This window comes from Serinicoccus chungangensis (assembly GCF_001483745.1).
Classification (GTDB): domain Bacteria; phylum Actinomycetota; class Actinomycetes; order Actinomycetales; family Dermatophilaceae; genus Ornithinicoccus; species Ornithinicoccus chungangensis_A.
Map to the genome: position 1 here is coordinate 16,369 of NZ_LQBL01000033.1, position 12,639 is coordinate 29,007.

The following is a 12,639-nucleotide window of genomic DNA, read 5'->3' on the forward strand; positions in this document are numbered from 1 at the left end:
ATGGCCAAGCAGAGCAAGATCGCGGCGCAGCGGCGCCGGGAGCAGGTCGTCGCGCGGTATGCCGAGCGCCGGGCCGAGCTGAAGGAGACCGTCCGCACCGGGTCACCGGCGCAGCGCGAGGCCGCCCAGCGCGAGCTGCAGCGCCAGCCCCGGGACGCGAGCCCGACGCGGCTGCGCAACCGCGACGCCGTCGACGGCCGCCCCCGCGGCTACGTCGGCAAGGTCGGCCTGTCGCGGGTCCGCTTCCGCGCCCTGGCCCACCGCGGCGAGCTGCCGGGCATCACGAAGTCCAGCTGGTAGGCCGCGCACCCCTCCTGGCCCCCACTTCTGGACATAGGTTTCTGGGACCCGTTCCCCAGAAAGCTATGTCCAGAAGTGTGCGTGGGTGGCCTGTGATCTGATGAGAGGTATGACCAACCCCCTCCTCTCCCCGTCCACGCTGCCCTTCTCCCTCCCCGACTACGCGAACCTCACCGACGCCCACGTCCGGGAGGCGGTCGAGGTGGGGATGGCCGAGCAGCTCGAGGCGCTGCGGGCCCTGGCCGAGGACCCGGAGCCGGCGACGGTGGAGAACGTCCTGCACGCCTGGGAGACCTCCGGGGCGACGCTGGACCGCACGCTGTCGGCGTTCTGGGTCGCCAAGTCCGCGGACACCAACGACGAGCGGGACGCCATCATGGCTGAGTTCGCGCCGCGGCTGGCCGCGCACACCGACACGATCATGCTCGACGAGAGCCTCTACGCCCGCCTCACCCAGCTGGGCGACCGGGCCGACGCCGGCGAGGTCGACCTCGACGAGCAGGACGCCTTCGTGCTCACCGAGCGGCTGCGCGCCTACGAGCGCGGCGGGATCACCCTCGACGCGCCCGGCCAGGCCCGGTTGCGCGAGCTCAACGGGGAGCTGGCGACGCTGTCGACGGAGTTCGACCGGCTGCTGGTGACCGGGCGGGCGGCGGCCGCGGTGCACGTCACCGACGAGGCCGAGCTGGCCGGGCTGAGCCAGGACGCCCGGACCGGGCTGCGGGAGGCCGCCGAGGCCAAGGGGCTCGACGGGTGGCTCATCACCCTCACCAACACCACCGGGCAGCCCGTCCTCGACAGCCTGGAGCACCGCGGCCTGCGCGAGCGGGTCTTCCGCGCCTCGGTCGAGCGGGGGTTGGGCCGGGAGGGTCACGAGGCGCACGACACCCGCGACATCCTGGTCCGGATCGCCCGGCTGCGCGCCGAGCGCGCCACGCTGCTGGGCTACGAGCACCACGCGTCCTACGTGCACCAGGTCGGCTGCGCCCAGACCACCGACGCGGTCAACGACCTGCTGGGCCGGCTCGCCCCGGGAGCGGTGCAGATCGCCCAGCGGGAGGCCGACGCCCTGGCCGAGCAGCTGCATACCCTCGAGCCGGAGGCGACGCTCGAGGGCTGGGACTGGCAGTTCCTCGCCGCCCGCAGCGCCGGGGAGGGCTTCGACACCGGGCAGCTCACGCCCTACCTCGAGTTCGAGCGGGTGCTCACCGACGGCGTCTTCGCCGCGGCCACGGCGCTCTACGGCATCACCTTCCACGAGCGGGAGGACCTCGTCGGCTACACCGAGGCCGCCCGGGTCTTCGAGGTGCGCGAGGCCGACGGCCGCCAGCTGGGCGCCGTCGCCATCGACCCCTACACCCGGCCGACCAAGAAGGGCGGGGCCTGGATGACGAGCATCGTCGACCAGTCGCACCTGCTCGGCGACCTGCCCGTGGTGACCAACACGTGCAACGTGCCGCCGCCCTCGGCCGGACAGCCCAGCCTCATGACCTGGACCAACGTGATCACGCTCTTCCACGAGTTCGGGCACGACCTGCACGGGCTGCTCTCGGACGTGCGCTACCCCTCGCGCTCGGGCACGTCCGTGCCGCGCGACTTCGTCGAGTTCCCCAGCCAGGTCAACGAGATCTGGGCCTGGGAGCCGGCCCTCCTGCAGCGCTACGCCCGTCACCACGAGACCGGCGAGCCGATCCCGCAGGAGTGGGTCGACCAGCTCGTCGACAGCCGCACCGAGACCGGCTACCACACCATCGAGCTGCTCAAGGCGATGATCCTGGACCAGGCCTGGCACCAGACGCCGCTGACGCAGCTGCCCGAGGACGGCTCCGGTGTGGAGGCCTTCGAGCAGGCGGCCCTCGAGCGGGCCGGGGTCGCCTTCCCCCTCGTGCCGCCGCGCTACCGCAGCGCCTACTTCCACCACATCTTCGGCGGTGGGTACGCCGCCGGCTACTACTCCTACCTGTGGTCGGAGGTCATGGACGCCGACACCGTCCAGTGGTTCCGCGAGCAGGGCGACAGCGACCACCCCGGGGGTATGACGCGCGCCGCCGGTGACGTCTTCCGCCGGGAGCTGCTGGGCCGGGGAGGGTCCATCGAGGCGCTGGAGACCTACCGGCGCTTCCGCGGTCGCGACCCCGAGGTGGGCCCGCTGCTGGAGCGGCTCGGGCTGACCGGCTGAGCCACTCCCCGCCCCCCGTCCGGTGCGGCCGGCGGCACGCGGCGCCGGCGGGTCCCGTCGTCGACCGGCAGCGGGAGCCGGACCTTGCTACGGTGGTGGGCCACTCAGGAGGTGGCCGATGAAGTCCTTCCCCCTCATTCCCTACGCCCTCGTGGGCCTCGTGGTGCTCGGCTGGTGGGTGGTGACCCAGTCGTGGGTGGCCCTCGGGGTCATGGTCGTGCTCCTCGCGGTCGCGTCCCTGCACGTCATCAAGGCCACGAGCGGACCCGGCTCCCTCGGCAGCGGCCAGGACGAGGCGGAGTCGCGCGCCCGGGCCACCTTCCCCACACCGCCGGAGCGCCCGCACGGCATCTGAGGCTCAGCCGCGCTCGGCGTCGATCTGCTCGGCGACGTTCTGCATGCGTTCGGTGAGCCGCGCCAGGTCCGCGAGCTCGGCGTCGCTGAGCCGGTCGAGGACCTGGGCCTTGGCCTGCAGGACCGGACCCTCCAGCGAGGCGAGGACCTCCTCGCCCTCCGGGGTGATCCGCAGCAGCAGCCGCCGCCGGTCGGCCGGGTCGTGCTCGCGCCGCAGCCACCCGCGCGCGACGATGCGCTCGAGGATCCCGCTCGTCGTCGGGGTGGAGACGCCCAGGTGCTCGGCCAGGGACTGACCGCTGAGATCCGGGTTGGCGCGGACCAGGACGAGCACCTGCACCTGGCGGAGGGTCAGCTCGGCGGGGACGGGCTGCGGGTCCAGCCACCGCATGGCGACGGCGTGCAGCCCGGCCTCGCTGGCGCTGATGCGACCCAGGAGCGCCGCGCGTCCCTGCTGGTCGGCCTGGTCCATGCGCTGCGCTCCTTCGTCGATTCGGTCGAGGGTAATGGTTCGCCTTAGGCTAGGCATCCTATGGCACGTCTCACCCTGTTCAGCGTCCGCAACCGGGCGCTCGTGGCGCTCGCCACCGTCTTCGGCATCCTGGCCGGCCTCTGGTCGGCCAGCAGCCTGCCGCGGGAGCTCTTCCCCTCGCTGCAGTTCCCCGTGCTGGTCGTCGCCACCAGCACGCCCGGGTCCAGCACCTCGGTCGTCGAGGAGCAGGTCACCGAACCGGTCGAGGTCGCCGCGCAGGGGCTGAACAACGTCGTCGAGGTGTCCTCCACCAGCACCGACGGCTTCTCCTCGGTCGTCGTCGAGCTGGACTACGGCACCGACACCGGCGCCGCCCAGACCGACCTGCAGCGGGCCGTGCTGTCGCTGCCCGGCCTGCCGGACTCGGCCTCCCCGCAGATCTTCGCCGGGAACCTGGACGACTTCCCCATCATCCAGCTCGCCGCCAGCGGCGGGGAGGACGCCCGCGACCTCGTCGACCGGCTCGAGCGGGTGGTCATCCCCGACATCGAGGACATCGACGGCGTGCGCTCGGTCACCCTCTCCGGCGTGGCCGACCGCGTGGTCACCGTCGACCTCGACGAGGAGGAGGCCGCCGCGGCCGGGGTGACGCTGCAGACCGTCAGCCAGGTGCTGCAGGCCAACGGTGTCGTCCTGCCCGGCGGGTCGGTGCTCGACGGCGACACCGAGCTCCCCGTGCAGGTCGGCTCCCGGCTCACCTCCGCCGAGCAGATCGGCGCGCTGCCCATGCTCGGGCAGCAGGCGATCGCCGCCCAGCAGGCCGCGGCGCAGACCCAGGGACAGGCGCAGGAGGCGCAGGCCGCCGCCGACGAGGCGGCGCAGGCCGCCCAGGCCGCACCCGAGGACCCCGAGCTGGCCGCGGCCGCGGCGGCTGCCGCCGGCGCCGCGGAGCAGGCCACCGCCGCCGCCGAGCAGGCCGGCGACGTCGAGATCCCCCTCCTGCGCGACGTCGCGACGGTGACGCTCGAGGAGCAGGAGGCGACGGCCTACACCCGGACCAACGGGGAGCCCAGCGTCGGCCTCGCCATCACCAAGACCCCGGACGGCAACGCGGTGGAGATCTCCAGCGAGCTGGCGGCGCTGCAGGACCAGATCACCACCGACCTCGACGGCGGCGAGCTGGTGACCATCTTCGACGGCGCGCCCTTCATCGAGAAGTCCATCGAGGACCTGGCCACCGAGGGTCTCCTCGGGCTCGGCTTCGCCATCCTCGTGGTGCTGCTCTTCCTCCTCTCCGTGCGCCTGACGCTGGTCACCGCGGTGTCGATCCCGCTGTCCCTGCTCATCGCGCTGCTGGGGCTGCAGGTGGCGGACTACAGCCTCAACATCCTCACGCTCGGGGCCCTGACCATCTCGGTCGGCCGCGTCGTCGACGACTCGATCGTCGTCATCGAGAACATCAAGCGCCACGTCGCGCGCGGCGAGGACCGGCGCACCGCCGTGGTCGAGGCGACCCGGGAGGTGGCGGGTGCCATCACCTCGGCGACCGTCGCGACGGTCGCGGTCTTCCTGCCGCTGGGCTTCGTCGGCGGCCAGGTGGGCGAGCTGTTCCGGCCCTTCGCCGTCACCGTGACCCTGGCGATGCTGGCCTCGCTGCTCGTGGCGCTGACCATCATCCCGGTGCTCGGCTTCTGGTTCCTGGGCCGGCGCTCCGGCGCGGGCAAGCACGAGCCGGAGTCGGCGCTCACCGAGCAGACCGGGCAGACCGACGAGCCGGACCGGATGCAGCGGGCCTACCTCCCGGTGCTGCGCAGCGCCCTCGACCGGCCATGGCTCACCGTGGGCCTCGCGGTGCTCCTGCTGGGCGGCACCGGGTATGCCGCGACCCTGCTCAAGACCGACTTCATCGGCGGCACCGGCGAGAACACCCTGCAGGGCACCCTCACTATGCCGACCGGCACCACGCTCGACGACACCGACGCCCAGGCGGCCGAGGTGGAGGCGTGGCTCGCCGACCAGGACGAGGTCGCGACCTACCAGGTGACCGCCGGCAGCCCGGGTGGGATCGAGGCGGTCTTCCTCGGCAGCAGGGCCAACTCCGCGACCTTCGCGGTGACCCTGGACGACGGCGTGGACGGCGAGGCCTTCGGCGAGGAGCTGACCACCTCCGTCGACCTGCCCGAGGGCGCCACCTTCACCGCGCAGGCCGGCCAGCAGGGCGGGCCCACGACGGCCGGGCTGGAGGTGCAGGTGCAGGGCCAGGACCTCGACCAGCTCGACGCCGCGGCCCAGGACGTCGTCTCGCTCATGGAGGAGGCCGGCGCGCTGGACGTCACCAACAACCTCACCGACACCGTGCCGGCGCTGCAGGTCGAGGTGGACCGCGAGGCCGCCGCCGCGGCCGGGCTGGCCGAGGCCCAGCTGGGCCAGACGATCCAGGCCGCCACGGACGGCGCGGTCGTCGGGCAGGTGGAGATCGACGCCACCCAGGTGGACGTCGTCGTGAGCGAGGGCTCGGCCGAGGACGTGGCCGCCCTGCGCGACCTCGAGGTGGGCTCCGACCCCGACGGCGACCCGGTCGCCCTCGGCGAGGTGGCCGAGCTGCGCACGGTCGACGAGGCGGTCAGCATCACCCGGGTCGACGGGCTGCGCGCCGCCACGGTCAGCGGGCGCTCGGCGACCGACGACCTCGGCGCGCTCACCGCCGACCTGCAGCAGCGTCTCGACGACCTGGAGACCCCGGAGGGCGTCGACGTGACGCTGGGCGGGGTGAGCTCGGACCAGCAGGACGCCTTCGCGGCCCTCGGACTGGCCCTGCTGGCGGCCATCGCCATCGTCTACCTCGTCATGGTCGCGACCTTCAACTCACTGGTCCAGCCGCTCATCCTGCTGGTGTCGGTGCCCTTCGCGGCGACCGGCTCGATCGCGCTGCTGCTGCTCACCGACACCGCGCTGGACGTCGCCTCGATGGTGGGCCTGCTCATGCTCATCGGGATCGTCGTCACCAACGCGATCGTCCTCATCGACCTGGTGAACCAGTACCGCGCCCGCGGCCTGGGCCGCACCGAGGCCGTGCTCGAGGGGGCGCGGCACCGGTTCCGGCCCATCGTCATGACCGCGCTGGCGACCATCCTGGCGCTCACCCCGATGGCCTTCGCCGTGACCGGAGGCGGGGCGTTCATCTCCCAGCCGCTGGCCATCGTCGTCATCGGCGGCCTCATCAGCTCGACCGCGCTCACGCTGATCCTCGTGCCGGTGCTCTACGAGCTCGTCGGCCGGGGAGCGACCTGGGCGGGCGGCCTGCGGTCGCGTCGCGAGGAGCGCCGGGCCGGCTGAGCGACGCGACGCCGCGCCCACGACGGCGCCGTCGGCTCAGTCGGTGAGGCGGGGGCTGCGGTAGGGCAGGGCGTCGGGGCGGCCGCAGCGCCACACGGCATACACCTGGGCGGGGTGCCCGAGCTCGGCCTCGACGTGGGCGGCGATAGCGGCCGCCGCCCGGGGCTCGTCCAGCAGCTCGCTGAGCGGGTGGGCGGACCAGCCGCCGCGCTCGCCGGCCAGCCAGCACGCCAGGAGCGACCCGCCGAGGGGGCCGAGCTCCTCCGGCGGGAGCCCCGGCGCGCTCCACAGGGCGAGCACCGCGCCGCGCGGTCGCAGCTCGCCGGCCCGCGCCACCCACCGGTCGAGCCGGCTGGTCTCCAGCGCCCGACGCAGGGGCCCGGCCGAGGTGAGCAGCGCCAGGCCGCGGGCCTCCGTCGGGGACAGCCCGAGCGCCGTCGCGCTCAGACCGTCCAGGTCGCGACGCGGGTGACGCGGCGAGAGCCGCAACCACTGCGCCAGCTCGGACGCCGCGGGCCCGGTGAGGGTGTGCGCGGTCGCGCGCGGGAGCAGCTCGTCGACGAGGTCGTCCGGCAGCTCCAGCAGCCCGGTGCCCTCCCCGAGCCCGGCCGTGCGGGCGATCTCGGCGACCTGGCACGGGTTGGGCCGCTGCGGGTATGCCGTGCGGACCGTCGCGCGCGCGTGCAGCTCCGCGACCGACCAGGGCGGCGGCGCGGGCCGGGCGCCCGCGGACGGCTGCGGGTGCTGCGGGTGCCGCGACCCCGCGCCGGGGCCGGGGTGGGCGCGGAGCCTGACCACCGCGGCCCGGCGGGCGTCGACGTCCACCCCCCAGGTGACCTCCGCCTCCAGCCCGAGGTCGGCGGCCACCACCTGGAGGCTGAGGGCCAGGGCCCCGAGCGAGAGCAGGAGGTCGCGCCGGCCCGCGTCGGCGACGGGCAGCTCCCGCTCGGCGTGCCACCCGAGCAGCAGGGTGTCCTCGTCCAGCACCCGCACGTCCCACGGCTGGGTGTTGTGCGCGCTGGGGGCGCGGCCCCAGTCGTGGGCGCGGGCGAGCAACCGCACCGCCGGGCCGCCCGCCCGGGTGGTCGACGACGGGGTCTCGGTGGTGCCCCGGTCCCCACCCGGACCCGCGCCGACGTGCACCGCGCGGGTGTAGAAGCACGTGCCGTGCAGCGGGCGCCCGCCCATGGTGACGAACTGCGCCTGCGACCCCGCGTTGCCGTCCTCGACGAAGGTGACCCGGAGCGCGGCATACCCTCCGGCCTGCAGACCCCGCAGCAGCTCGCGGGACAGGTGGCGCATGAGCCCCTGGCCGCGCGCACCGGGCACGGTGCCCTTGATGACGAGCACGGCGTCGCGGCGGTGGCGCCGCCGGGTCGCCAGCAGCCGCACGGCGTCGACCGGCCCGAGCCGCCCCCCGGTGGAGCGGACGAAGCCGGTGAGGTCGGGCACCACCAGCACGAAGGCCACCGGCTCCCCGCCGCGCTCCAGCCAGAGCAGCAGGCGCTCGTCGAGCAGGTGCCCGAGGCCGTCGGTCGCGGCGGCCAGCTCGTCGGCCTCGATGCGGGTGTAGTAGCCGAGCTCGGCGAAGGAGGCGTTGAGCATCTGCCGCAGCACCGGCAGCTGCTCCTCCAGCCGGCGCCGGTCGGCGTGCCGCAGCACGACCCCGTCCGGCAGCGGGTCGTCGCCGAAGAGCGCCGTGGGGTCCAGCCGGGCCAGGTCGGGGCAGATCCACGTCGACCCCGTCCAGATCCGCTCGAAGCCGAGCGCCTCCCAGTCCCGGGGGTAGTGCGGCGGGCTCCACGGCCCGTCCAGGAAGCCCGGCTCGTCCCACCCCGAGGTCACCACGCCACCGACCTGGTTCGGCAGCAGGGACACCGGGCCGAGGAGGCGGGTCCGACCCCGTTGCCGGGCGAGCGCCTCGGCGTGCTCGACCATCACCGCGAGCGCCGCCTCCCCGGCGAACTCGGTGGCCCCCAGGAGCAGGGTGCGCTCGCCGAGCTTGTGGTCCATCCGGTCGTCGGTATGCAGTGTCGTGCGCCCGTGGACCACGCCCCCGGCGTCGCGCACGACGTAGAGCTCGACCGCCCCGTGCGCGTGGTGCGGCCCCTCCCCGGTCCACCAGGAGCGGACCGTGCTGTGCCACAACGGCACCCCGTGGGTCTCACGCCGGGTCCCCCACGGCGGCACCCGCAGGAAGTCGCGCAGGTCGGCCCGGGTCAGGACCGGCTCGACCCGCAGGCCCGCGCCCCCACCGGGTCGCCGGCGGGCCACCGGGGGACCGACCTCCTCGCGGCCCACCGGCGTGAAGCGCTCGACGTGCGCCATCCGCCCGTCCTCGGCCCGCCACACCCCGTTGCTGTAGCCGTCCGGGTTCGCCTCGTGCACCTGGACCACGGCCCCTCCTGCCTCCTGCACCCGGCGGTGCGCGTCCGCGCCGGAGGCGGTGTCGGCATACCAGGCGATGACGCCGGTGCGCCGCACCCCGGCGCGCAGCCACTCGCGCCGCACCGGGCCGGCCGCCTCCAGCGCGCGGGCGACCGAGCGCAACCACCCGCCCGAGGCGCGCCCCCGCGCCGGCTGGACGGTGAGCATCACCGCGGCCCGGGCCAGCGGGGGCGCCGCCGAGAAGTCACGCGTGCGCACGACCGGCCTCCTTCGCGCCCGCGACGGGCCGCTCGTAGACCCGGATGTAGCCGCCGGTCGCGTGCTGGGTGCCATCGGTGACCCACTGCATGAGCTCGCGGTGCACCCCGCTGCGGGCGAAGCGCAGGAGGTCCTCGCGGGTCGCGAAGTAGCCGACGGTCCCGAGCGTGAACGGCGGGTCGAGGTAGACCTGGTGGTGCACGTAGCCCGGCATCCGGCGCATCTGGTCGACCATCGCCCGCCAGCGCGGCGCCAGGCGCACCCAGGCCAGCGGGGACGTGTAGCGCGTCGCGCCGACGAAGACCGCCGTTGCGCCCTCCATCAGCCCTCGGCGCCCGGGCGGAGGTAGACGCGCTTGAGCTTCGTGGGCATCGCGGCGAACGGTCCGGTGCCGGCGTCGTGCACCCGGACCTCGATGTCGTCGCTGCGCTCGCTCTCCTCCAGCGACTGCGCGAAGTCGCGGCTGGTCCGGACAAGGTAGTCGACGACGCCCGCACGCACGCCGTCGGCGAGCGCGGTCCGCTCGGCCGGCTCGAGCCGCACGTCCTCGCGCAGCTCGAGGTGGATCGTCGGCTGCTGACGGGTCGCGTCCTGCTCGACGTCCTCGAGGGTCAGGGTGAACGAGCCGATCTGGGCGGCCCGCCGCGGGTCGGTGTAGAGACCGTTCTCCACGTCCTGGGGGTAGATGTTGGCGCCCATGAAGGAGATCGTGGCGTCCGCCCGGCCGAAGAGCAGCAGGAGCGGCAGCTTCATCCCCTGCTTGGCGAACGCCTCCCGGGCCGGCGCCTGCCACTCCGGCTGGCTGCGCAGGACCGCCGCGAGGTCGTGCCAGTCCATGAGCCGGGCCTCGTCGCCGATGTTGTAGCGCAGCTTGGGCGAGAGCACCGCGGTCGAGGTCAGCGTGCACAGCAGCTCGCCCTCGGGGGTCGTCTCGAGGTAGGTCTCGAGCGGGTTGTACTGGAAGATCATCGGGGTCCGGGTCTCCCCCGGCCCGAGCACCGCCTCGCGCAGGTCGTGGTCCTCCAGCAGCGCCCGGCGCAGCCACACCGTGAGGTCGGTCTCGCCGCCGATCCCGATGGTGAGGTCGGACGCGCCGTAGCCGGAGCGGACGGTGAGGAAGCGCTCCTCGCAGTAGTCGCGCAGCGCCTCGGTCATCCCCTCCCCGCCGACCAGGCCGTGCATCCGCCAGGCCGGCCAGTCCCAGCCCTCGGCGTCCAGCCGGTCGCGCAGGTCCTTGAGGAAGGGCGGGTAGGCCGAGACCAGGTAGGTGAAGGACGGCCCGAAGTGGCGCATCGTGTCGACGATCTTGTCCAGGTCGGGGCCGGTGTTCTTGACCATGGCGATCTTGGCCATGGCGATCCCGGTGTTGGTGCCGGTGGCCCACGCGCCCATCGAGTAGGCGTTGATGACGAAGAGCCGCTCCTCGTCGCGCATCATCAGGGCGGTGAACCCGGCGACGTTGCGGTGGATGTCGGCGAGCTCGTCGCGCCCGCGCACCCAGTTGAAGGGGGTGCCGGAGCTGCCCGAGCTCTCGTCCACGAGCGTCCCGCGCAGCTCGAGGCGACCGGAGCGCGTGCGGGAGGTCTCGTCATACCGCTGGACGTAGCTCTTCTTGTCGGTGGGCGGGTAGTTCTCCAGGTCCCACCAGCGGAAGCGCCAGTCGTGCTCGGCGAGGTGCTGACGGTAGGCCGGCACGTGCAGCGACCCGAGCTGGCAGGTCATCCAGGCGTGGAGGCGGGCGAAGTCGCCCATCCACGGCTGGTAGTGCGTCGCGGTGAGCCGCCAGGTCGCCGGGTGGACCTTGTAGAGGCTGTACGTCGTGCTCAGGGCCCGGGTCCCCGCCCTGAGCGCTCCGCGGCGCGCCACCGTCAGCGGCGTGCTCGTCCAGACCGACTCCCCCAGGTCTCTCCATCCCATGGCCGGGACTCTAGCGCCTGAGTGGACGGGGGCGCCGGAGCTCGCCACCCCGGAGGCTAGACCCAGCCGTCCGGCCCGGCCGAGCCGGCGGCGTACTCCTCCAGCGGCACCTCGTCCGCCTGCCAGGCGTCGAGGACCGGCTCGACGATCCGCCACAGCTCCTCGGCCTCGTCGCCGCGGATGGTCAGCAGCGGGTTGCCGTCGAGGATGGCGCCGAGGATCTCGCCGTAGGGCAGCATCCGGGCCTTGCCGAGCTCGGCGGTGAGCTCCTTCTGCTCCAGCTCGAAGGGGTCGCCCTCGGCGTTCATCGACAGGTCCAGCGAGACGCTGCCCGGCTTGAGCTCGAGGACGAGACGGTCCGGGTCCGGGGTGTCGGTGAGCCCGTGGGGTACGTGCGACGGCGCCCGGAAGGTCACGACCACCTGCTTGGTCGCCGTGCCCAGCGCCTTGCCCGACCGCAGCCGGAACGGCACGCCGGCCCAGCGGGCGTTGTCCAGCTGCACGGTCAGCTGGGCGAGCGTCTCGGTCTGGCGGGAGGGGTCGACGCCCTCCTCGGCCGCGTAGTCCGGGACCGTGCGGTCGCCGAGCTCGCCCGCGACGTACCTCGCCCGCCGGGACGCGGCGGCCGGGTCGTGACCCCACGGCTGGGTCGCCCGCAGCGCCTGCGCCTTGAGCCCGCGGATCTCCTCGGCGTGCATGGTCGCGGGGGCCTCCATGGCGAAGAAGGCGAGCACCTCCAGCAGGTGGCTCTGGATCATGTCCATGAGCGCGCCGGCGTGGTCGTAGTAGCCGGCCCGCCCCTCCAGCGCCAGCGTCTCGTCGTAGCAGATGTCGACCTTCTCGATGTGCTCGGCCGACCAGATCGGCTGCAGCAGCCGGTTGGCGAAGCGGATGCCGATGAGGTTGAGGATGGTGTTGACGCCGAGGAAGTGGTCGATCCGGAAGATGTCACCCTCGGGCACGACCCGCAGCAGCTGGCGGTTGAGCTCGCGCGCCGTCTCCAGGCTGTCGCCGAAGGGCTTCTCCAGGGCCAGCCGGGTGCCCTCGGGCACCGTCAGCTCCTCCAGCAGCGCGCACACCTTGATGGTGACCGCCGGGGGCAGCGCGAAGTAGAGCACGACCGGCTCGTCGACGGCGTCGAGTAGGGCCTGCAGCTGGTCGCGCTCCAGGAGGTCCGTCCGCAGGTAGGTCGCCGCGCGCACCACCGGCTCGGCGACCTCCTCGGGCACCTCGGCCTCGGCGAGGCTGTCGCGGACCCTGCCCTGCCAGTCCTCCTCGCTGAGCTCGAGCCGGTCCGCGCCCAGGACCCGCACCCTCCGGTCGGTCTCCTCGCGCAGCAGCGTCCCCAGCCCGGGCAGCAGCAGCCGCCGGGTCAGGTCCCCGGAGGCTCCCAGGATGAGCAGGGTGGTGGTCTGGTCGGCCATGCGGACGTCCT

Annotated in this window: 9 protein-coding genes; 4 read left to right on the forward strand and 5 right to left on the reverse strand. The window is 73.9% G+C overall.

From position 1 onward, the window contains the following. From rpsN to AVL62_RS15735, 3 genes are all read left to right on the forward strand, one after another. The gene (gene rpsN, locus AVL62_RS15725) at positions 1-300 is read left to right on the forward strand and encodes a 30S ribosomal protein S14 (RefSeq protein ID WP_058892611.1); all 300 of its coding nucleotides are present in this window, start codon (positions 1-3) and stop codon (positions 298-300) included. 109 nt (positions 301-409) lie between these two features. Then, complete coding sequence (locus AVL62_RS15730; protein WP_058892612.1) at positions 410-2,479, forward strand: M3 family metallopeptidase; 2,070 nt, start codon at positions 410-412, stop codon at positions 2,477-2,479. Between the two features lie 118 nt (positions 2,480-2,597). After that, a complete protein-coding gene (locus tag AVL62_RS15735) occupies positions 2,598-2,834 on the forward strand; it encodes a hypothetical protein (protein ID WP_058892613.1) in 237 nt (78 codons plus the stop codon). A gap of 3 nt (positions 2,835-2,837) precedes the next feature. On the opposite strand, the gene AVL62_RS15740 is transcribed toward AVL62_RS15735, so the two are convergent. Further along, positions 2,838-3,305: a MarR family winged helix-turn-helix transcriptional regulator gene (locus tag AVL62_RS15740; protein WP_058892614.1), complete on the reverse strand. Its 468-nt coding sequence runs from the start codon at positions 3,303-3,305 to the stop codon at positions 2,838-2,840. Between the two features lie 60 nt (positions 3,306-3,365). On the opposite strand from AVL62_RS15740, the gene AVL62_RS15745 reads away from it, so the two are divergent. After that, entirely contained in the window at positions 3,366-6,641 is a 3,276-nt protein-coding gene (locus AVL62_RS15745) for an efflux RND transporter permease subunit (protein ID WP_058892615.1), read from the forward strand. Positions 6,642-6,677: 36 nt separating this feature from the next. Here AVL62_RS15745 and AVL62_RS17600 read toward each other — a convergent pair whose 3' ends face one another. Genes AVL62_RS17600 through AVL62_RS15765 form a run of 4 tightly spaced genes read right to left on the reverse strand, consistent with a single transcriptional unit; the run spans position 6,678 to position 12,628 of the window. Then, positions 6,678-9,287, reverse strand: coding sequence for a hypothetical protein (locus tag AVL62_RS17600; protein ID WP_201023306.1), 2,610 nt, complete (start codon positions 9,285-9,287; stop codon positions 6,678-6,680). After that, on the reverse strand, positions 9,274-9,609 hold the full coding sequence (locus AVL62_RS15755) for a monooxygenase family protein (RefSeq protein ID WP_058892616.1): 336 nt from the start codon (positions 9,607-9,609) through the stop codon (positions 9,274-9,276). Before AVL62_RS15755 ends, AVL62_RS17600 begins: the two co-directional genes overlap by 14 nt. After that, positions 9,609-11,204 carry a phenylacetate--CoA ligase family protein gene (locus AVL62_RS15760; RefSeq protein WP_058892617.1) on the reverse strand — a complete coding sequence of 532 codons (1,596 nt, stop codon included), beginning with the start codon at positions 11,202-11,204 and terminating at the stop codon, positions 9,609-9,611. Before AVL62_RS15760 ends, AVL62_RS15755 begins: the two co-directional genes overlap by 1 nt. 56 nt (positions 11,205-11,260) lie before the next feature. After that, a complete protein-coding gene (locus AVL62_RS15765; RefSeq protein WP_058892618.1) occupies positions 11,261-12,628 on the reverse strand; it encodes a glucose-6-phosphate dehydrogenase in 1,368 nt (455 codons plus the stop codon). Positions 12,629-12,639: the final 11 nt, after the last annotated feature.

Bases quoted from the DNA above. Each gene is read 5' to 3' on its own strand.
- AVL62_RS15760 (WP_058892617.1), bottom strand. From the start codon at position 11,204: ATGGGATGGAGAGACCTGGGGGAGTCGGTCTGGACGAGCACGCCGCTG.
- rpsN (WP_058892611.1), top strand. From the start codon at position 1: ATGGCCAAGCAGAGCAAGATCGCGGCGCAGCGGCGCCGGGAGCAGGTC.
- AVL62_RS15730 (WP_058892612.1), top strand. From the start codon at position 410: ATGACCAACCCCCTCCTCTCCCCGTCCACGCTGCCCTTCTCCCTCCCC.
- AVL62_RS15745 (WP_058892615.1), top strand. From the start codon at position 3,366: ATGGCACGTCTCACCCTGTTCAGCGTCCGCAACCGGGCGCTCGTGGCG.
- AVL62_RS15765 (WP_058892618.1), bottom strand. From the start codon at position 12,628: ATGGCCGACCAGACCACCACCCTGCTCATCCTGGGAGCCTCCGGGGAC.
- AVL62_RS15755 (WP_058892616.1), bottom strand. From the start codon at position 9,609: ATGGAGGGCGCAACGGCGGTCTTCGTCGGCGCGACGCGCTACACGTCC.
- AVL62_RS15735 (WP_058892613.1), top strand. From the start codon at position 2,598: ATGAAGTCCTTCCCCCTCATTCCCTACGCCCTCGTGGGCCTCGTGGTG.
- AVL62_RS15740 (WP_058892614.1), bottom strand. From the start codon at position 3,305: ATGGACCAGGCCGACCAGCAGGGACGCGCGGCGCTCCTGGGTCGCATC.